Annotated in this window: 17 protein-coding genes; 7 read left to right on the top strand and 10 right to left on the bottom strand. The window is 42.1% G+C overall.

Features of this window, described 5'->3' with window-relative positions; all coding sequences use genetic code 11:
• Positions 1 to 110 precede the first annotated feature (110 nt).
• The gene (locus tag HHA43_RS00760; RefSeq protein WP_168541416.1) at positions 111 to 518 is read right to left on the bottom strand and encodes a hypothetical protein; all 408 of its coding nucleotides are present in this window, start codon (positions 516 to 518) and stop codon (positions 111 to 113) included.
• Between the two features lie 159 nt (positions 519 to 677).
• A complete protein-coding gene (gene infA, locus HHA43_RS00765; protein WP_001284370.1) occupies positions 678 to 899 on the bottom strand; it encodes a translation initiation factor IF-1 in 222 nt (73 codons plus the stop codon).
• A 230-nt stretch (positions 900 to 1,129) separates the two neighbouring features.
• On the opposite strand from infA, the gene HHA43_RS00770 reads away from it, so the two are divergent.
• Positions 1,130 to 2,137 carry an AraC family transcriptional regulator gene (locus HHA43_RS00770; RefSeq protein WP_168418505.1) on the top strand — a complete coding sequence of 336 codons (1,008 nt, stop codon included), beginning with the start codon at positions 1,130 to 1,132 and terminating at the stop codon, positions 2,135 to 2,137.
• A 114-nt stretch (positions 2,138 to 2,251) separates the two neighbouring features.
• On the opposite strand, the gene truA is transcribed toward HHA43_RS00770, so the two are convergent.
• From truA to asd, 5 genes are all read right to left on the bottom strand, one after another.
• Positions 2,252 to 3,049, bottom strand: a complete 798-nt coding sequence (gene truA, locus HHA43_RS00775) for a tRNA pseudouridine(38-40) synthase TruA (protein WP_168541418.1) — start codon at positions 3,047 to 3,049, stop codon at positions 2,252 to 2,254.
• A 12-nt stretch (positions 3,050 to 3,061) separates the two neighbouring features.
• Positions 3,062 to 4,042 (bottom strand): asparaginase, encoded by a 981-nt coding sequence (locus HHA43_RS00780; protein WP_168541454.1) that lies wholly within the window; start codon positions 4,040 to 4,042, stop codon positions 3,062 to 3,064.
• Positions 4,043 to 4,088: 46 nt separating this feature from the next.
• The gene (locus tag HHA43_RS00785) at positions 4,089 to 5,408 is read right to left on the bottom strand and encodes a fimbrial protein FimV (protein ID WP_168541420.1); all 1,320 of its coding nucleotides are present in this window, start codon (positions 5,406 to 5,408) and stop codon (positions 4,089 to 4,091) included.
• 68 nt (positions 5,409 to 5,476) lie between these two features.
• Positions 5,477 to 6,883, bottom strand: a complete 1,407-nt coding sequence (locus HHA43_RS00790; protein ID WP_228284136.1) for a FimV family protein — start codon at positions 6,881 to 6,883, stop codon at positions 5,477 to 5,479.
• Positions 6,884 to 7,053: 170 nt separating this feature from the next.
• Positions 7,054 to 8,172 (bottom strand): aspartate-semialdehyde dehydrogenase, encoded by a 1,119-nt coding sequence (gene asd, locus HHA43_RS00795; RefSeq protein ID WP_168461064.1) that lies wholly within the window; start codon positions 8,170 to 8,172, stop codon positions 7,054 to 7,056.
• A gap of 187 nt (positions 8,173 to 8,359) precedes the next feature.
• Between asd and HHA43_RS00800 the strand changes: the two genes are divergently transcribed.
• The gene (locus HHA43_RS00800) at positions 8,360 to 9,487 is read left to right on the top strand and encodes an endonuclease/exonuclease/phosphatase family protein (protein ID WP_168418511.1); all 1,128 of its coding nucleotides are present in this window, start codon (positions 8,360 to 8,362) and stop codon (positions 9,485 to 9,487) included.
• 339 nt (positions 9,488 to 9,826) lie between these two features.
• Here HHA43_RS00800 and HHA43_RS00805 read toward each other — a convergent pair whose 3' ends face one another.
• From HHA43_RS00805 to HHA43_RS00815, 3 genes are all read right to left on the bottom strand, one after another.
• Positions 9,827 to 10,939 (bottom strand): glycosyltransferase family 4 protein, encoded by a 1,113-nt coding sequence (locus HHA43_RS00805; protein WP_168541424.1) that lies wholly within the window; start codon positions 10,937 to 10,939, stop codon positions 9,827 to 9,829.
• Positions 10,940 to 10,963: 24 nt separating this feature from the next.
• Positions 10,964 to 11,899 (bottom strand): lauroyl acyltransferase, encoded by a 936-nt coding sequence (locus HHA43_RS00810; protein WP_168541426.1) that lies wholly within the window; start codon positions 11,897 to 11,899, stop codon positions 10,964 to 10,966.
• Positions 11,900 to 12,058: 159 nt separating this feature from the next.
• Complete coding sequence (locus HHA43_RS00815; protein WP_168418514.1) at positions 12,059 to 13,966, bottom strand: ATP-binding cassette domain-containing protein; 1,908 nt, start codon at positions 13,964 to 13,966, stop codon at positions 12,059 to 12,061.
• A gap of 35 nt (positions 13,967 to 14,001) precedes the next feature.
• Between HHA43_RS00815 and HHA43_RS00820 the strand changes: the two genes are divergently transcribed.
• From HHA43_RS00820 to topA, 5 genes are all read left to right on the top strand, one after another.
• Positions 14,002 to 14,244, top strand: a complete 243-nt coding sequence (locus HHA43_RS00820) for a SlyX family protein (RefSeq protein WP_154321065.1) — start codon at positions 14,002 to 14,004, stop codon at positions 14,242 to 14,244.
• A gap of 146 nt (positions 14,245 to 14,390) precedes the next feature.
• Entirely contained in the window at positions 14,391 to 15,356 is a 966-nt protein-coding gene (locus HHA43_RS00825; protein ID WP_168541428.1) for a hypothetical protein, read from the top strand.
• A 15-nt stretch (positions 15,357 to 15,371) separates the two neighbouring features.
• Positions 15,372 to 16,379, top strand: a complete 1,008-nt coding sequence (locus HHA43_RS00830; protein ID WP_168418516.1) for a PIN domain-containing protein — start codon at positions 15,372 to 15,374, stop codon at positions 16,377 to 16,379.
• Positions 16,380 to 16,479: 100 nt separating this feature from the next.
• Positions 16,480 to 16,929: an ammonium transporter gene (locus HHA43_RS00835; protein WP_168418517.1), complete on the top strand. Its 450-nt coding sequence runs from the start codon at positions 16,480 to 16,482 to the stop codon at positions 16,927 to 16,929.
• Between the two features lie 34 nt (positions 16,930 to 16,963).
• Positions 16,964 to 19,603: a type I DNA topoisomerase gene (gene topA / locus HHA43_RS00840; RefSeq protein WP_168541430.1), complete on the top strand. Its 2,640-nt coding sequence runs from the start codon at positions 16,964 to 16,966 to the stop codon at positions 19,601 to 19,603.
• Positions 19,604 to 19,612: the final 9 nt, after the last annotated feature.

Below are 19,612 nucleotides of genomic sequence, written 5' to 3' on the forward strand. Positions count from 1 at the left end.
TTTAAGCGATTTAACCTATCGCTTACAGCGCTAAATCAAATCATCAAACGCAGTCTTCGGGCTGCGTTTTTTATTGGTTTTGTACTTTTAGAGTGTTTTAGCTAGGAGAATTAACAGCGTTGTCCTGAAACATACACTGCGGTAGCAATACCCTGCTGTAGGCGAAAATACAAATCACAAGCCAGTGCAACATCGTAACTTTCATGACTCGGGATACCAATATTTAATGGAACAGCACCAATACCTGTAGTGGGATGCTGCGCCATAGGGATCGGAACACGCATAGGACGAATGATACGGTAATGTAGCAATTGAGGGGTAGCTTGAGCTGTACCAAGCTGTTGATAGCCAATTTGGCTTAATTGCAGATGGGTCAGGATATATTGGCTAGATTGACCAATAAATTGCTGTAAATAAGTATCGCGGTTTAAAGTGGAATGCGGTGGATTGCTACTACACGCCACAAAACTGAGTGCAAAAAGACCTGTTATACAAGCAACGCAAGATCGAAAAAACATAAACTTTTCTCCATTGCTCAAAATTTTATTGTAGCGAGCAACGCTGGAAGAAATGTTGTGATTCGATAGGCGGTAGCTAGAAAAGGTTTGAGAATGGAGGATTTTTAAAAAATAACGTAAAAAAGCCACTCCGAAAGTGGCTTTAGCTTACTCTAAAACTTAGCGTGCGCGGTAAGTGATGCGACCCTTGGTTAAGTCGTAAGGTGTCATTTCAACCTTCACACTGTCGCCTGTTAAAATACGAATATAGTGTTTACGCATTTTACCAGAAATGTGAGCAATCACTTCATGACCGTTTTCTAAACGTACACGAAACATAGTATTAGGAAGCGTTTCGGTGACAACGCCTTCGAACTCGATGAGTTCCTCTTTATTGGCCATGGCCTACCTGAGTATCAAATTGGAAAGGCGCAAATTATAGGCAATTTTTCTGAAAAAATCAAGACGCTTTACCCTATACACCGCGCATCTGTTAGTAAAATAAGCGAATCATCGGTTTATACTTTTTCTGTAAAAAGGGGCTTGGGTAGGTTGTCAGTTTGGTCAATCGCAGTTAATCTAATTTCAATCTTTTTGGGTATAAATGAAGTACATACAAGGAAGGTTTTTGCGTGGGTCAGCTAACTGATGCATCGGTTGTATTGCGATTAGGCTACCAAGCGATTCGTCGTGCGGGGTTGCCAACCGAAGAAATTTTAACAAAAGCAGGCGTGGCCTTAAATCAGGTCGATGCCAATCAACGTACGCCTTTAAATGCACAATATGCGTTTTGGGTTGCAGCTGAAGAAGTCAGCAAAGACCCAGATATCGGTTTACACTTGGGTGAGCATTTGCCATTGTACCGAGGGCAAGTGATTGAGCACTTGTTTATTTCTTCAGAAAACTTTGGAGAAGGCTTAAAGCGTGCCTTGGCCTATCAACGTCTAATTAGTGATGCTTTTGATGCCAAACTGGTGGTTGAGGATGACCGTTGTTATTTGACTAACGGGGTGCAGCCGTGGTCTGAAAATATTGTCAATCGCCACTTTTCTGAATGTGCTATGTCGGGTGTACTGCGCTTTTTTAAATTTATTACCGAAGGCAGATTTCAGCCCATTTATATCGACTTCAATTTTAGTGAAGGGGCAATGGATGATGAATACTTTCGGGTGTTTGAATGTCCAGTAAGCTTGGGGCAAAAAGAAACTCGTTTGTACTTTGATCCAAGTATTTTAGAGTATCCGCTTTGGCAGGCTGAACCTGAGCTGCTGCAGTTACATGAGCAACTGGCATTGGAAAAGCTGCAGGAATTGGCACGTTATGATTTGGTGGGTGAGGTACGACGTGCCATTGGCTCTACCTTGGAAAGTGGTGAAACTACACTGGAAACAGTAGCGGCACAATTGAATATCACACCACGTCGCTTACGTACGCAATTGAGTGAAGCCAATACCAGTTTTCAGCAGATTTTGTCAGATTATCGCTGTCGTTTGGCGAAACGCTTACTTTCTAATACCAATGAAAGTGTGGAGCGAATTGTGTACTTAACGGGTTTCTCTGAGCCAAGCACGTTTTACCGTGCATTTAAGCGCTGGACCAATGAAACCCCTGTGGAATATAGAAAGCGCAAACAGCGTTAAGTTGCCTGTTCAAGTCCCTCCTAAATGGAGGGATTTTTCATTGCTGCACTTTTTCAGGGAATTTAGTTCTTCTCTGATCAGGAGGTTAGGGGGACTAAAATTTTGAAAAAGAAATTATTCAGGCATGTTTAACCAATGAGGCCCTAAAGGAACTTTGGGTAAATCAAACTGTTCCGGATAATGCGCCTGAATAAAATATAAGCCGTCAGGTGGGGCGGTAATGCCTGCAGCCTTACGATCTTGTGCTGCAAAAATTTGGTCAATATGGTCAATTTCATACAGCCCTTGCCCAATCTCTAATAAGCACCCCATGATATTGCGAACCATGTGATGCAAAAAGCCATCAGCTTGAATATCCAGCACCAAATAATTGCCGTGACGAATCAGGCGGCAATGGCTGACATGGCGTACAGGTTGATTGGACTGACATGCAGCAGCGCGAAAACTCTCAAAATTATGCGTACCTTCAAATTTCTGTGCAGCCGCAATCATTTTGTCGACATCTAAGGGATAATAAGCATGCGTAACTTGCTTGTGCAATAAGGCAGGACGTTGCGGATTATTGTAAACCACATAGCGATAGCGGCGTGCCTGTGCCTTAAAACGGGCATGAAAATCCATGTCCATAGCCTTAATCCATTGAATCGCAATATCTTTAGGTAGTTGGCTGTTGGCACCCATTAACCAGCCACGTTCAGGGCGAATGGCCTGAGTATCAAAATGCGCCACCATATTGGTTGCGTGCACGCCAGCATCGGTACGTCCTGCACCGTGTAAAATAATTCGTTCATCAGCAATTTTGCTCAGGACTTTTTCCATGGTTTCCTGCACACTCGGCACGCCTGCTTGCTGGGTTTGCCAGCCGCGATAACGAATGCCACAAAATTCAATTCCGACTGCAAAACGCTGCATAATGACCTCAAATTACACTGAAGAATGCCAATGCGCATACCACTGTGCAAGGCTGTCGTATTGTAAATGCATTTTTAAGGCTTTTGCATACAGATCTGCATGGCTGTGGCAATTGCTGATAAAAATTTTACTGTCCTGCAACCATTGGCTGATGGCATAGCGTTGTTCTATTGCTCCAAAGGTGACTTGTGTGGTGAGAATCACTGTACATTGCTGGCTTTGCAGGGCATGAATCAGGGCGATGACCTCGGCATTGACTGCCATATTGCCTGTGCCATAACTTTGTAAAATCAGACAGTGGGGTGGATGTTGTTGTAAGGCTTTTAAATTCTGTATCAAGGCTGAAAGTGCAATCGGTTGTAGCATCCAATTGAGGCAGTTAAAGTGCTGAGCTTTTTCAATATGCTGAGCTGTGATGCTTAACGGTGGCTCATCGTAAGGTTGAATTCCACTGCAGGCTAAAGCAGATTGCCCTGTAAACGCATTTAGCTCCGTGGTGTGTTGTTTCAGGGCTGTTGCAGCGTGAATGAGTTGGTGATGAAAAGCTAGATACACGCCCAGATTCACTTGATGAATCTGTGCTAAAGCAAAATTTAGGTTGTCGAGTGCATCACTAAATTCACGGGTGTCTGTGCCTTGTGTATTTAAAAGCGGATATTGGCTACCGGTTAAAATGACGTGAGCAGAATGCGTTAAAAAACGTGCCAATACCGCACTGGCATAGCTGAGAGTGTCAGTGCCATGCAGAATCACAAAATGCTGAAAATCTTGTTGTTGTAATTTTTGAATATATTGAATCAGCAATAGCCAGTCTGCTGCGGTACAGGCGCTACTGTCTTTAATAACAGGTGCAACAAAACATTCAATATCTAAATTTAGGGGGAGGACTTGTGCTAAGCGAGGTAGAAATTGCTCAGCAGGCATTGGACTTAGGGGTTCGCCGACACAGCCAAAGGTGCCGCCCATATAAATCAAAGCAATTTTTTTCATCATAAAAAAAGCAGTCAAGGATGACTGCTTTATCTTAATTGGATTTGCTTCAAGAAGCGATTTGATTCAGTAACTGATCGGCACGTTGGCGTTGTTCAGTTGAGTAATCTGCATCTTGCTCGCTGAGTAAGGCCTTGGCAGCATCAAAAGCACCTAATTCGATATATTGAGCAGCCAAGTCTAAATTTAATTGAATTTCATCAACCTGAGCTAAATCAGGGAATGATTTAACCAACGGGTCATTCAGGTCAACGGTTGCAGCAACAGGAGCAGTTGTCGTTTCTTGCTCTAGAGTTGGAGTAGCTATGACCTCAGCTGGGGCTTCTGCTTCAGTTGTTGTTTCTGGAGCAGGTGCGCTGTCAAATGTGAAATTGAATTCAGATGTAGCAGGTTCAGTTTTTGCTTCAACAGCCGCAGGGGTTTCTGTTGTTGAAAAGTCAAAGTCTAAACTTGGGGCTTCAGTTGTAGCAGGTGCACTTGCTGGTGTTTCAGTTTTATTCGGTTCTAAATCAAAAGAAAACTCAAGTGGTTGGGCTGCTTCTGTAGCACTTGTACTTGACTCAGATGTAATTGTGGGTGTTTCAGTTTTCTCTGTTGCAGTATCTACAGAAAAACTAAAGTCTAAAGCAGCAGGTTCTGCTTTTACTTCAGGCTCAGCCACTTTTTCTACAGGTGCAGCAGGGCTTAAGTTTAATGATGAGGTATCAAATTCTAAGCCAGCTGCAGTATCTGTAGTTTTATTTGAGGTTAATTCGTGTTGTAACTGGTCAAATGATGATGTACTTTCCGAATGTATTTCATTCTTGGTCTCTATAAGCGCATCAAAATCAGCTGTTGATTTTTGTTCAGTAATAACTGTATCTACTGTTGTAGGTTCAAAATCAATTCCATCAATTGCTTTATTATTTTGCTCATCAAATAATTGCTTTTTAGCTTCAGCTTGCACCAAAATATCATCAAGGCCTAAAGCTTGTATGTGATTAAGTAACTGATTAATCGCAAACTCATCTTTTTGCTGTAAATGAATGTCGAGCAAGAATAAATACAGACCGTGTAAAGAATTATCGCGTTTTAAGGCCTGATTGATCTGTGCTTCTGCAGCAAAGAAATTACGTTCCTTAATCAGATTTTCAATATTCGTCTGAATTTTAACAGGTACAGGGGTAGAGTGCTGTGCTGCAGGTACCACATCTTCAACAGCAACTGATTTTTGTGCCGTTTTTTTTGTAGTCGTGGTTTTTTTTGCACTACTTTTTGCTGGCGTTGCTGCTTTTTTGGTGGTTGGTTCAGCTTCTTTACTTGCTTCACGCTTTTTCAAGAAAATTGCGATCACCAGTAGCAAAATAAACGGAATCACATAAATCAGCATGTTTATACCCCTTGAGGATGTGGTGCGTGTTTGACCTTATATCCCAAAAAAATCATTGTAAGTAACATTTAGTGTTTTGGCTTATTTGCTGCTTGTTGCTTTTGCAATTGTTGTTGCAGTTCAGCCAAGCGCGCATTGAGTAATTGAATTCTGTGATCCTTCTGACGTAATGCCAATTCTAATTCTGTTACGTTCTTTTGTAATTTAACGGTTTTCTCGCGGGATGTCATAACTTTTAATGACAAGTCACCCGAAGTTTGTGTGGATTGTGTGTTCTTTTTCGCAGAACCATGGGTGGAGTCTTGTTGATTTTCAGCGACAAGGCTCATTTCAGCCTGATTCAAACGATATTTAGCTTTGCCAGATTGTGCTGCAGTGGCTTGTTCAGGCACTGGAATCGTTGCTTTTTTCTGGGCTTTTGTACCTGCTTGTGTCTGTAGGTTTAGGGTTGCACCACGACGTAAACGATTGGCATCTCCCTGAATAAAAGCATGCTCATTATTGGCTTTAATTTGTTGCATGACTTTTGCAACAGGCTGGTTATTTTCACCCGCAATACGTGAGGCAATTGCCCATAAAGACTCATTTGATTGCACCACATGTTGAGTCTTGTTTGGTGTTGTCACGCTTGGTTTTGCTTTGGTTGTTGCCGTTTGAGCAGCTTTGCTGGCTGGTGATTCGGGTTTAGCTTGAGCTGCTTGTTTTGCACGCTGTTCGGCAGCAAATTTTTGAACCAAAGGATCAGCCGATTGTTGTGCCACAGTCACAGATGATGTTGTGGTCGTCGTTTTAGGTGTTGTGGGATTGCTGACTTGTTGCTCTGGTGTTGTGTTAACCACGGTGTTACTTGGTGTTGTGCTGCGGCTTGGTGCTGTTTGTACTACAGTCACTTGCTGCTGATTGAGCGTAGGAGGAGCACTGCGTTGAATGGTAAGTGGTGCTTCAAATGCATTGCGCTCAATGGCTTTTGGTGTTTCAACTTGGTAATGAGTACTTACAGGTAAATTTAAGGCAATATCTTGCTCATTCACGATCATCACAGGGGTTAAAGCCTGTTCATTACTGCGCTGCGTTGTGGCGAGCGGGGCAGGTGTGCTGCGCTTTAATGGTGTACGAATATGCTGTAAACGAGTTGCATTGCCTTCTTTAATTTTAACCACAATATTAAGCTCAGACTCTGTCAAAGGTCGAGAGGAGGTAATGGTAATGACCCCTGTACCATTGCTATTGCGGCGGGTAAAAAAGTTAAGATGGCCCGGTGGACGATGGCTTGCACCAATAGACATTAAATCTTCTGCTGTAGCCAAACTTACATCAATCGGTTCATTAATATTGGATTGACGAAAGTTGATTTCAGCATAAAGCAATTCCCCAGCTGTTGACTGAATTTGAATTGGGTCAACATTCATTGCATACATTTGCTGCGAAGCCAAAATAGATAAAATGGCGATCTTTAATTTGTTATATACAGTCATCTTAATTGTTAGCTCGGTCATTTATCGCAAGGCGAAAAGGATAGAGTAGCGAGTTGTAGGTCGATTGTAAAATATTAACACACCGATTACATAAAAAAGCCAGTCAAAATTTGACTGGCTTTTTAGTGCTAGATCACAACATCAAAATGATTGAGTGATCAAGCGAGTGTTTAGGCGTTTTTGTAATCAATTAAGATGCGTAACATGCGGCGTAATGGCTCAGCAGCACCCCAAAGTAATTGGTCACCTACAGTGAATGCACCTAAGTACTCTTTGCCCATGTTCATTTTACGCAAACGACCCACAGGAACTGTTAAAGTACCAGTCACAGCTACAGGTGTCAGATCAGTCATAGATGCTTCACGAGTATTTGGAACAACTTTAGCCCATTGGCTTGATTGACGAATCATATCTTCAATTTCGTTCAATGGTACGTCTTTTTTCAGCTTCAAGGTGATCGCCTGAGAGTGACAACGCATTGCACCAATACGAACACAGTGACCATCAATTGGAACGATCTGCTGATTGCCTAAGATCTTGTTCGTTTCAACTTGACCTTTCCATTCTTCTTTCGATTGGCCGCTTTCAAGCTGCTTGTCGATGTATGGAATTAAAGAACCCGCTAAAGGCACACCAAAGTTTGCTGATGGGAAACCTTCGCCACGTTGTAATGCTGCAATTTTAGAGTCAATGTCTAAAATTGGTGAGCGTGGATCATCCAACAAGTCTTTGGTGTTGTTGTAGAGGTAGCCCATGCCTGTAATCAGCTCACGCATGTTTTGCGCACCTGCACCAGAAGCTGCCTGATAAGTCATTGACGTCGCCCATTCCACTAAATTGTTTTGGAACAGTGAGCCCAAGCCCATCAACATGAGTGAAACAGTACAGTTTCCGCCCACGAAAGTTTTAGTGCCATTCACCAAGCCATCTTTAATGACATTCATGTTGACAGGGTCAAGCACGATAATGGCTTCATCATCCATACGTAGGGTAGATGCTGCGTCAATCCAGTAGCCATTCCAGCCTTCAGCTTTAAGCTTTGGAAAAACTTCAGAAGTATAGTCACCACCTTGACAGGTAATAATGACATCCATTTGCTTCAGACTGTTTAGGTCTGTTGCATCCATAAGTGCTGGAGCAGTCTTACCACCAAACGCTGGTGCTTCACCGCCAGCATTACTGGTAGAGAAATAGAATGGCTCAAAATGAGCAAAATCATTTTCTTCAACCATACGTTGCATAAGGACGGAACCGACCATCCCGCGCCAACCGACCAGACCTACTTTCATGTCACTTTGCCTCGGTGCGTTAAAAAACAAAAAGGAGTATGAGTTTATCAAAAGGGGGCGCAACTGCAAGCATTACATGAACAAAACATGAGTATTATTGAGTGAAATCTCTAGTTTATGTTACATACAAATTGATAACATTTGTTTCAAGCAAGAAAAATCAAAAAATACAAGTGAGTTAGACAACATGATTTGGGTGGAGATACTGGCAATATTGGTGATTTGGCTCAGTTTTTGGTCGCTGATTCCGCGTGATGAGTGGTGGATTCGGGGCGCAGATTTTCCGCGTTTGCAAATTTTAGCACTGGGGATTATTGCCTTTATTTTATTGCTAGTTTGGGAACATCCATGGGATATGTCACGCCAAGTGATCTTGATTGGCGTGATTGCTGCTTTGGCTTATCAACTCAAAATGGTCTTGCCGTACACTTTATTGTGGAAAAAACAGGTGAAGCAAGTTCGTCCTGAACAATTGAACCCTGAAAAACAAATTTCTTTAATTGTATCCAATGTGCTGACGCCCAACCAAAAGCATCATTTGCTGATTGAACAAATTCAGCAACTGAAACCCGATTTGGTTTTGACCTTGGAGTCTGACCAAATTTGGCAACAGGCTTTGACTGAAATTGAGGTGGATTATCCATATCGGGTCGCAGTTCCTTTAGATAATTTGTACGGGATGCATTTGTATAGCCGTTTGCCACTCAAAGATACAGAAATTAAATTTATTCTCAGTGATGAAATTCCGTCCATTCATACCACTGTATTTTTACCTTCAGGACAACCTGTGCAGCTATATTGCTTGCATCCGAAACCACCAAGCCCAACCGAAGCCAAAGACTCAACTTTGCGTGATGCAGAGCTACTTATTGTGGGCGATCAAATCAAAGATTTAGATGAAAGTTGCATTGTTATGGGAGATTTAAACGATGTGGCATGGTCACGAACGACACGACTGTTTCAGCGGATTAGTGGCTTGCTTGATCCACGGGTAGGGCGTCATTACATCAATACCTTTCATGCAGATTATCCCTTGCTGCGTTGGTCGTTAGACCATGTTTTTCATAGCACAGACTTTGCTTTGGTCAAGATGAAACGCTTAGCACATATCGGCTCGGATCATTTTCCTGTGTATGTGGTTTTGCAGACAGGGCGTATTTTTGATCGGATTCAAGAAGAGTTGCCTCAAACTGATGCCGATGAGCAAGAAGCACAGGACGCAATTCAGGAAGGCATTGAAAAAGCTGAGCTAGAAGAAAAGATTGTGACAGATGAAATTGCGCAGCCGTATAAAGAGCAGGGTAAATCGGTTTAGAAATCAATCGAAAAGTGTACGAAATAGCTTACACGGATTTAGGCACATGGCGCATAGTTTATTCTGACTGATCTGGTTAAGATTACTTCATCGGCACAAGGACTCGGGAACGGAATATCCCATTAAGGAAGACGACGCCGATGGATGAACATCAAGGATATGATGTAGGTAAGGAATGCCACATAATAAAATAACAATAAGTTTTGAAAGCACAACCTCATGAGCCCGAGTTTTACAGGAAGTAGAACTCGGGCGATGATTTTTAGGGATTGTTTTTTTTCACTTTCATTGTTTTTTAAACGAATTAAATTTCAATCAGCTTGATTTAGTTCTAAGGCTTTAGGTGCGTTTTGACTGCAAAACTTGCTGATATAAATCTAAGGTTTGGTGGCACATATCTGCCAAACTGAATACCTCCACAGGTGCTACGCTTTGCTTTTGCTGTATGTGTAACTCTACAGTTTTCGATAAAGCAGACTGATCATCGACTTTTATTAGCCCTTGCGGATACAATTGCGATAAAATTTCTGCTACGCCCCCACGGTTCCAGCCAATTACAGGTGTACCTACAGATAAAGATTCAAGTGCGGTACGCCCAAAGGTTTCTGCCTGATTAGAAAGAGAAAGTACAATATCGCTAAAAGCAAGCCATTCACGAATATCAGAACGGTGTCCAACAAATGTTATGACTTCAGTCAAATGTTTATCCTGAATATTTTGTTTTAGTTCTTGCAGGTAAGCTATTTTTTTCGCATCTGCACCGCCTACAACTACAGCATGGATATGTGGATACTGGTTTTTTAATTTCGCAATTAGATCAATTAATGTTTCATGACCTTTTAAACGTGTGATACGTCCTGGCAAACAAATTAAAAACTTATGTTCAAGTTCAGGAAAATCTTGATAGGTCTGTTGAATCCATTGTGTAGAAGGTTGATAGCCATGTGGAAATGCCGCAGGGTCAATTCCACGATAAATACGGACAATATCTTCGGCTGGGCAATTTTTATAATGATCGTGAATGTAGGTGACCACACTGTCTGAAACGGCAATCACTTTTTCAGCTTGGGTCATAATTTGGCTGTAGCGGTTAATTGAATAAAAACCGTGCACGGTTGAAATTAAGTGAGGACGTTTTTCTGCTGGAATACCTTTTAGAGCAAAATGGGTCAGCCAAGCAGGTACACGAGAACGCACATGCACAATGTCTGGTTGATGTTGCAGAATCAGTTGGCGTAAAGGACGGATTTGCCACAAGCTTGATAATGATTTTTTGTGGATGGCCAACTTTAAATGTATAGAACCTTCAGTTTCAAGTTGGTTCACCATCCGCCCGCCATTCGACACCACCAATGAGGTATGCCCTTGAGCGACTAAGGCACGGGCAATTTCTAGGGTGCCACGTTCTACACCGCCACTGTTTAATTCGGGTAATAGCTGCATGACTTTCATGAATCTTTCCTTTTACCGTACAGATTAGTAAATACTGTCATAACCTTCGGGACGGCTCTTAAACCGACGATGAAACCACATATATTGGGTAGGAGCGATGCGTAGTTGCTGCTCAATAATAAAATTGGTGCGCGTTGCATCTGCGACTTCATCTGCACTTGGAAAATCTAACAGTTCAGGCTCAATCAGCACTTTATATTGAGGGTTGGCAAGCTCACCTGTACGGTAAAAATATAACGGAATTGCAGCGGCTTTGGTCATTTTTAACAGACGACGATGCGCCGTGACTGTTGCTGCAGGCACGCCAAAAAATGGCGCCATCACCCCTTGTTTTAAACCAAAATCCTGATCTGGGCTATACCAAATCGCACGCCCGTTTTTTAATTGTCGGATTAAGCCACGCATATCATCGTGGTCAATTTGATGACCATAAATGGTGGCGCGACAACGGTAAATGAGCATGTCCAATAACGGATTGTTTTGTGGGCGATAGACCACGTCAGGGTCAAAATATTGGGCACAGACATAACCGCCCGCATCGAGTAAAGTAGAATGAGTGCCCAAAAGCAAAACACCACGACCTGCACTCTGTGCCTGCTGAATATGCTCTAAACCTTCAACTTGGGTACGACCTTTAAACCACTGTGGGTTGTACCATGCGTTAAGCGTTTCAAATACACCGAGCATTTGATCTACAAATACTTGTCGTGCATTTTCATGCAGTTGCGCTTCATTCCATTCAGGGAAACACACTTCTAAATTGCGTAAGGTGGTCAACCGACGCGACTTCATGCTTTTAAAGGCTAAATTGCCCAAAAACTGTGCCAAACGATACTGAATTGCCCATGGTAAAATGGCTAAAATCATGAGAAAAACGATGCCAATCCATACCCCCCAGTATTTGGGTAACAGGAAAGACCATTGAAATTCACCAGGTTGAAATTCAGTGCGTTGACTCATAATATCCAGATCGCTTGTTGCATCGTTGCAGTGTAGCATGAACCGATTTTAAAATTAAAAAGCATCCGTCCAATGGGAAAGATGCTTTAAGAGGTCTGATTTTAGAGGATTTATGCCTAGCGCTTAAACACGTTTGACATATCCCTCGAGCTTATTTACCTAGTTACCATTGGCCAGATTTTCTAACTCATCCCAGCGTTCTAGTTTTTCCAATAGCTCTTCATCAATTTCTGCCAAACGCTGTGAGGCTTTGGTGGCGGCTTCAGCATCCGTTACAAACCAAGAGCCATCTGCCAGTTTTTCAGACAATTCTGCTTGTTCCTGCTCCAATGCTTCAATTTCGCCTGGTAATTGCTCCAAAGCACGTTGATCTTTGTAGCTTAATTTGACTTTTTTCGCTTGTGGCGCGGCAGCTGCAGCCTCGGCTTTGGCAACAGCTTTTTTTACATCACTTTTTTGATCAACCACAGTTTGGTCTGGACGCTGCTGCAAATAGTCCTGATAGCCGCCAATATATTCATCAATATTGCCTTTGCCATCAAACACCCAAGTTGAAGTCACTACGTTGTCCATAAAGGCACGGTCGTGTGAAATCAGTAATAAAGTTCCTTTATAGTCGCTGAGCATTTCCTCAAGCAATTCTAAAGTGACCATATCCAAGTCATTTGTTGGCTCATCCATCACAATTAAGTTAGATGGTTTAAGTAATAATTTTGCCAGTAAGATGCGGTTGCGTTCACCGCCAGACAAGGCTTTAACAGGCGTACGTGCACGTTCAGGTGAAAATAAAAAGTCTTGCAAATAACTATAGATATGACGACGTTGTCCGTTTACATCTACAAAATCTGAACCTTCAGATACGTTATCTTTAACTGATTTTTCCAAATCCAAGACGTTACGCAATTGGTCAAAATAGGCAATTTCGAGCTGTGTTCCTGTTTTGACAGAACCGCCATGCTCAATTTCACCCAAAATGGCTTTAATCAGTGTAGTTTTACCCACACCGTTGTCACCCACTAAACCAATACGGTCGCCACGTAAAACCAATGCCGAAAAGTCTTTAATAATTGGTGCTTGATTGCCAAAAGCAACTTGTAAATGTTCAATTTCAAACACAAGTTTGCCTGAGCGGTTGGCTTCCTGTGCAGCCATATTGACTTTGCCTTGTTGGAAGCGACGAGCCTTCGATTCTTCACGTAAGGCTTTTAAGGCACGCACACGTCCTTCGTTACGGGTACGACGTGCTTTAATGCCTTGGCGAATCCATGCTTCTTCTTCGGCCAGTTTTTTATCAAATAGTGCGTTTTGTTTTTCTTCAGCTTCAAGTTGCTGTGCTTTTAAATCTAAATAGCGTGAATAGTTGCCTTCATAGCTGCGTAACACACCACGATCTAGCTCGACAATACGAGTGGCAATACTGTCTACAAAAGCACGGTCATGCGAAATAAACAGCAGGGTTAAATTGTTTTGATCGAGTAAGAATTTTTCTAACCATTCAATACTTTCTACATCCAAGTGGTTAGTTGGCTCATCTAATAACAACACATCAGGCTGTGTGAGCAGGGCACGTGCCAACAACACACGACGTTTACGTCCGCCCGATAAATCGGCCAAGTCTGCATTCGGATCCAGTCCCATTTTACTTAAAATGGCATTGACCTTATTTTCTAGCGCCCAGCCATCCAGCTGATCCAACTTGTGTTGCAGGTTCCCCATGCGATCACAGGCATCCATATCGCCCAATACACAGGCATCGCTGGCTTCATGGTAGGCTTTGAGCACCGCAGCTGCTTCACCTGCACCATCGGCCACAATATCAGCCACTTTACCAGATGACATCGGTACATCTTGTGCCAGCATAGAAATAGTGATGCCATTTTGCAGCGATACTTCACCGGCATCGGGTAGTAAACTTCCTTCAATCAGTTTAAGTAGAGTAGACTTACCTTCCCCATTACGGCCAATCAAACACACTCGTTCGCCACGTTCTAGGTTAAAATTCGCGCCGTCGAGCAAGGCAGGTCCACCAAATGCAAGTTGGACATCCCTTAAAGTAATATAGGCCATAGTGTTTCCTAAAAAATCTCAAATGAGGATTTGAAATGACTAAACAAAGTATAGATGATCAGGCGTCATTTTCCGCACCCATTGAAGATTTGCAAGTGCGAATTGCATTTTTGGACGATTTAGTTGAACAATTGAATGAACAAGTGGTACGCCAAAGTCTGGAAATTGCGGATTTAAAGCAACAAATGCAATTGTTGTATCAGCGGGTTGAGTCTGCCGATTTGTCGGAAGGCATTGCGCCATTTGACCCACTGACTAACCGTCCACCGCATTATTAAGGCTCGAAGATGCGTAAATACAGGGAAGGTAGTTCAGATCAAAACAATGTCAGACATGAATTTTATTTGACCTTTACGATACTTCCCGTTGTAATGCTCGGCTGCTGCGCCAAAATCTTAAAATCTACCCGTGTTCGCTAAAATTTATGTCTTCTAAAGTTGTGTTACTTGATCTTGAAAACAACATGCCTACCGCGACCTTGTTGCGAGAGATTGTTGAGCATCATCCTAGTGTGTATCTGTTTAATTGTGCAGGAAAATTTGAATACAGCCTGCAAGATTTAACCGAGTTCGCAGGCTGGGTTAGCACAGGTCAGCTCATTATTTTAGATAGCCCTCGTGCTGAATTTAAAGAGTTTGAATATGCTGTGGTGGTGGGGCAACTGATGGCGCTGCTTGAGCCCGATACACAGGTTGAAGTCATTTCTGCCGCAGACAGTATTCAGATTTTATTGGAAATGTTGCAGGCTTCAGAAATCGCTTGTCACCTGATTCATATTCAGCCTGAAGTTCAGGCTGCGAAAAGTAAACATCAATTACCGAGCCCTGCAGCAATTCGCAGTAAGCCTGAATTGCTGTTGGTGAAAAAGTACTGTGAGGCGTTGGCAAAAATGTCAGGTAAACCGACGAATCAAGACGCTTTAAAAAACTCGATCGCCAATATTTTGCAGCTTGAAGCAGATAAGGCACAGCATGTGTTGGGCATGTTGATTAACCTAAAAATTGTTAAACGTGTAGATGAGCAGATCAGTTTCCGTAAAAAAGTACTGAAACAATGGGTGCAGTTAGATTTAGATGCTGTAGCAGAGCCCATTCAAGAGGTGACAGAAAAGTCTACGCTAGCGGAGCAAGCAGAAGTTGCAGAATTGCATCCTCAGCATGCGTTGTTTAAAAACTTTAGCCAAATTGACCCTGTGCAATGGGAAGTGGCAAAAAAACTACGTGAGCTAAAAGGTGATAAGCCTAAAGATATTTATGAGTTGCGTGATTTATTGGAACGACTTTTTCCAAAATCTGACATTCGCTTATTGCTCAAAGAACTGATTGAAAAAGGCTATATTTATTGGAATGGGCATGAAGTGCTGTATAGCCATGAAATGTTTTTGAGTTGATAAGACTGAGGGTATATGAAAAAAATATTATTAGTAGACATCGAAAATATTCAAAAAACTGAAAAAGAGCTTTTGAAATACTTAGCTCAATATCAATATGTGTATTTGGTGTATGCAAAATCACCTATAAATTTAAGCTTGGACGGTTTGCAGATGCTTTCTGATTTTGTGACTAAGAAAAAGCTTGTTCTTATTAAAATGCCTAAGATAGGACCAGATGCTGCAGACTTTGGGTTGGCTTTCTTAGCTGGTCAGTTGTCTATTCAAATGGATAAATCAAATATTGAATTTGATGTTATGTCGAATGATAAGAAAATTGAATATATTGTTGATTTATTGACAGTAATGGGTTTTAAGTCTCAACAGTTAAAAAAGGATATCTCATCTTCACCTAGTAAAGAGTTTAAATTAATAAATCAGGAAATTGATTTAAGCTCTGATGAGATGAAACCTTTACTGTTTGCAATTCAATTACTCTTAAAAAATCAACCAAAACAATTTAATTCATTAAACAATGCTTTAAAGTCTTGGTTAAAAGGATATACAAGCAATACTAGAAAAATTATTGAGCAGTTAAAAGATTATCAATTAATTCAGATTAAAGATCAGACTGTAAGTTATGAGCTATCTAGGATGAAAGAAGCTCTTAAAATTAGAAAAAAAGGTGAGGTACAGGCTTTAAGTAAAGCTTTACCATCAGTTGATGAAATTCAGATTAAGCCGCATTTACAAAGAGTGAAACAGTATTGTGATTATCTAAGTAAAATTAGAAATAATAAACCTGCAAAATTAAATAGTTTACTGAATTCGATTCAATCTGTATTAAAGTTAAACACTCAGCAATCGGCTCAAGATTTTACCAATATTTTAATAAAGCAAAATATTGTTAAACAAGAGAGTACCAAACTAACATATAACGATTCCTTGATTGAGGCTTGGGCTAGTCTAGACAAAACTTGTTTGAATACAATAATAATTCAGGCAAATTTAATGGGGCAGCCTAATACCGAAGTTTTGTCATAAAGAGCATAAGCTTCGGATAAAGCCTATGATTTTAGTCGTCGGTACTTGCGTTTTATATTGTGCTTATGCAACTCTAATATAAGAATAGAAAGGTTGTACTATGGAAAATACTGGAATTTGGGTTGCCGTTGCCGTCATTGTATTTGTGATGGGCTCTATTTTTGGTCTGCGTGTAAGCCCAAGAGAAAAAGCTTTGGGACTAATGCGTGAGAAAGCCCGAAAAATGGGACTACACCCACGTTTGGTGGTTGCACCCGACTGGACCAAAATCCCGAAAGCAACGGAATCACGTGCCAGTATGGTGGCGTATTATAGCGTCTTAATCGCCGATGCTCGTTTACCATTGATGCGTGCTTTAGTGACAGATCAAAAGCTTAATGTGCTGCATGGCGATGAGAAATTTCAGGGCTTACCCATTGCATTAAAGGGCATTTATGCTATTGATATGCAGGCAAACTGTGTAGGAATCTATTGGGATGAAGAAGCCGACCTTCGTGCTACTCAGTTAGATGAAATGAAAGCCTTTTTACATGGCTTGGCAGAACATTAATTTTTAAACCATTAAATAGGAAATACGGTTACTTATGGCGAACGCTCCTCGGTCCACATCCAAAAGCACAGCAGCCAAATCTGAAGCTGGTCACAAACGTGCCTTAGTGATTGTGGAGTCGCCTGCAAAAGCGAAAACAATCAATAAATATCTTGGTTCGGACTACATTGTGAAGTCTTCGGTAGGTCACGTGCGTGATTTACCAACCAGTGGCGGTGCTAAAACCACAGAAAAGAAAACCACCACCCGAACCAAGCTGACCGAGGCTCAGAAAGCTGAAAAAGCTCAATCAGCATTAGTCAACCGTATGGGCGTCGACCCTGAACATGACTGGAAAGCACATTATGAAGTGCTACCAGGCAAGGAAAATGTCGTTGCGGAATTAAAAAAACTGGCATCGCAGGTCGATGAAGTCTATCTCGCAACGGACTTGGACCGTGAAGGGGAAGCCATTGCATGGCATTTAAAAGAAGTCATTGGTGGCGATGACTCTCGTTATCAGCGTGTGGTGTTTAACGAAATTACCAAAAATGCCATTCAGGAAGCGTTTAAGCACCCTGCGCGTTTAGATACCAATAAAGTCAATGCACAACAAGCGCGTCGTTTCTTAGACCGTGTGGTTGGCTTTATGATTTCTCCGCTGTTATGGGAAAAAATTGCCCGTGGTTTATCGGCAGGGCGTGTACAGTCGGTTGCGGTTAAATTAGTGGTAGAGCGTGAGCGTGAAATTCGTGCTTTCGTCCCTGAAGAATACTGGCAAGTGTTTGCAGATACCAAATCTGCAAAAGATGACATTCGTCTAGAAGCGGTGAAGCAAGCGGGTAAAACCCTCAAGTTACGCAACAAAGCCGAAACTGATGCTTTACTGAACTTGATTAAAGATGCGCAATACACCGTATCTGCACGTGAAGATAAACCGACCAAAGTTAATCCGAGTGCACCGTATATCACCTCAACGCTACAACAAGCAGCCAGTACTCGTCTTGGTTTTTCAGTCAAGAAAACCATGATGTTGGCACAGCGTCTGTATGAAGCAGGTTTTATTACCTATATGCGTACGGACTCGACGTTCTTGAGTGATGATGCCGTAAATATGGTACGCACACATATTGAATCCGAGTTTGGTCAAAAATATTTACCTGCAAAACCTAACCGTTATGGCAATAAAGCAGGCGCACAAGAAGCGCACGAAGCAATTCGTCCATCTAATGTTGCGCTGAAAGGTGACAGTTTGGTGGGGGTAGAGCGTGATGCACAGCGTTTGTATGACTTAATTTGGCGTCAGTTCGTTGCCTGTCAAATGACACCTGCAGAATATTTATCATCAACCATTTTGGTTGATGCCAATGGCGTAGAGTTAAAAGCCAAAGGCCGTACACTGGTTTTTGATGGTTTTACCAAAGTGCGCGGCCAAAACAAATCGGATGATGATGTGCTGTTGCCAGCCGTTAAAGTGGGTGAAATTCTTAAATTAGAGAAGCTTGATCCATCGCAACACTTTACCAAACCGCCTGCACGTTTTACCGAAGCGTCTTTGGTCAAAGAGCTTGAGAAAAAAGGTATTGGGCGTCCATCGACCTATGCTGCAATTATCTCAACCATTCAAGACCGTGGTTATGTGAAACTAGAAAATCGTCGCTTATTTGCAGAAAAAATGGGTGAGATTGTCACCGACCGTTTGGATGAAAGCTTTAATAACTTGATGAACTATGACTTTACTGCAGACCTTGAAGGTCAGCTAGATAAAGTTGCAGATGGTGAGCGTAACTGGAAAGATTTGCTGAACAGTTTTTATGGTGATTTCAAACAGCGTTTGACCAATGCACAGGGTGAACAGGGCATGCGCCGTAACTTGCCTGTAGAGGTCGATGCAGTACATTGTAAAGAATGTTCACGCCCAATGCAGATTCGTACAGGTACAACAGGCGTATTCTTAGGCTGCTCAGGCTATAACTTGCCACCGAAAGAGCGTTGTAAGGGAACGCTGAACCTAACACCTGTAGAATCACTTGCAGCCTTATCCGATGATGATGCCGCTGAAACTGCAGATTTAATGTCTAAAAAGCGCTGTCCAATTTGTGAAACAGCCATGGACAGCTACGTAATTGATGGCGGTCGTAAGCTGCACATTTGTGGGAATAACCCAGACTGTTCAGGTTTTGAGCTTGAAGAAGGCGAGTTCAAAATTAAGGGCTATGATGGTCCAACCATTCCGTGCGACAAGTGTGATGGCGAAATGCAGCTGAAAACAGGTCGCTTTGGCCCTTACTTTGCCTGCACCAGTTGTGAAAACACACGTAAAGTGCTCAAGAATGGTCAGCCAGCGCCACCGCGTGTTGATCCAATTAAAATGGAGCATTTGCGCTCGACCAAACACGATGACTTTTTTGTACTGCGTGATGGTGCAGCAGGTTTATTCTTGGCAGCTAGCAAGTTCCCGAAAGTGCGAGAAACCCGTGCCCCGAAAGTGGCAGAGTTACGTACGGTGGCAGAACAGCTTGATCCAAAATATCAGTTTATTTTGCAAGCACCCGATGCAGACCCAGAAGGTAATCCAACTTTGGTGAAATTTAGCCGTAAGAACCAAGCGCAATATATTGGTTCAGAAACGCCTGAAGGCAAACAAACCAAATGGTCACTGCTTTACCAAGATGGTAAATGGGTTGAGGCTTAGCACGGTCTG

The organism is Acinetobacter sp. A2 (assembly GCF_012371325.1).
GTDB lineage: Bacteria > Pseudomonadota > Gammaproteobacteria > Pseudomonadales > Moraxellaceae > Acinetobacter.